We start from the raw sequence: 1,332 nt of genomic DNA on the forward strand, positions 1-1,332 counted from the left end.
CTTCAGGGATTGGCTGGGCGATGAGCGGCCACGCGTCTCCCAGGCAAACGAACTGGATCGAGCAAGCGGTGCCGTTGTCGGTTGTCGACGCGATCCGCCATGTCGTTGGCGCCTCGAATGTGCGGATCGGTGATGATGCCGGGGCGATCGACCTTGGTTCGAACGGGACGGATTGCGCCGCCGGCATCGTCGTTGCGCCTTCATCGACCGGCGAGGTCGCCGCGGTGGTGCGCATCTGCAGTCAAAATGAGATTCCGATCGTGCCGCAGGGCGGGCGGACCGGCCTGGTCGGCGGAAGTGTCTCGCGGCCGGGCGAGATCGTTCTTTCCCTGGCACGCATGAACCGGATCGAGCGGCTCGATCCCGTCGAGCGCGTGGCGATCGTCGGTGCCGGTGTTACGCTCGAAGCTTTGCAGTCTGCCGCATTTGAGCACCGCCTGGAGCCCGGTATCGATCTTGCCGCGCGCGGTTCGGCGACGATCGGCGGCATGGTTTCCACGAATGCGGGTGGCGTGATGGCCTTTCGCAACGGGGTCATGCGCCACCGCGTCCTTGGCCTGGAGGCCGTGCTGGCCGATGGATCGGTCTATTCCGATCTGACGCGGGTGGTGAAGAATTCCGCCGGCTACGATCTGAAGCATCTCTTCATCGGTGCGGAGGGCACGCTTGGCATCGTGACCCGCGTGGTCGTCAAGCTCGACCCTTCGCCCCGAGCCACCGCCACCGCGCTTTTCGGGCTGCCGTCTGTCGAAGCGGCGCTGCAAGTCATTCGTCTGGCGCTTGAATCGGATGCGGGACATTTGCGCGCGGCGGAGGCGATGTGGACCTCGTATTTCAGCCTGGCCGCAGCCGCGCATGAATGGTCCGAACCGAGCGTGCCGCTCGACCAGCCGCTGTTCCTGCTGCTGTCGCTTGGCGGCGCGCGCGAAGAGGCGCTGCGCGAAGATTTCGAGCGGATCTATTCGGAAGTGATGGAGCGCTATCCTGAAGCCACCGGCATCATTGCCGGCTCGCGGCGGCAAGAGGAAGACCTGTGGCGGTTGCGCGAGGACACCGGCGTGCTCTATCGCGCCCATCCCCAAGCGCCTTCCTTCGACGTGTCGGTGCCTCTGTCGGAAATTCCGGCCTATCTCGACAGAATCCTGCCCCGGCTCGCAGCGATCGAACCGGGTCTGGCGCCCTATGTCTTCGGTCACCTGGCCGATGGAAACCTGCATATCATCCTCAACCGTCAGGGTCCGCTGGCGCCTGACGTAGCGGAGGCTGCCGAGAGCGTCCTGTACCAACAACTGCGGGAGATTGGCGGTTCTTTTTCCGCCGAGCACGGTGTTG

The 1,332-nt window shown here is 64.7% G+C and carries 1 protein-coding gene; it reads left to right on the forward strand.

From position 1 onward, the window contains the following. Positions 1-20: 20 nt before the first annotated feature. Positions 21-1,332: FAD-binding oxidoreductase (locus EN879_RS36150; protein WP_164774847.1), on the forward strand; the 1,312-nt coding region annotated here is incomplete at its 3' end.

Origin of the sequence: Mesorhizobium sp. M7A.F.Ca.AU.002.02.1.1 (genome assembly GCF_003998535.1) — a bacterium.
Classification (GTDB): domain Bacteria; phylum Pseudomonadota; class Alphaproteobacteria; order Rhizobiales; family Rhizobiaceae; genus Mesorhizobium; species Mesorhizobium ciceri.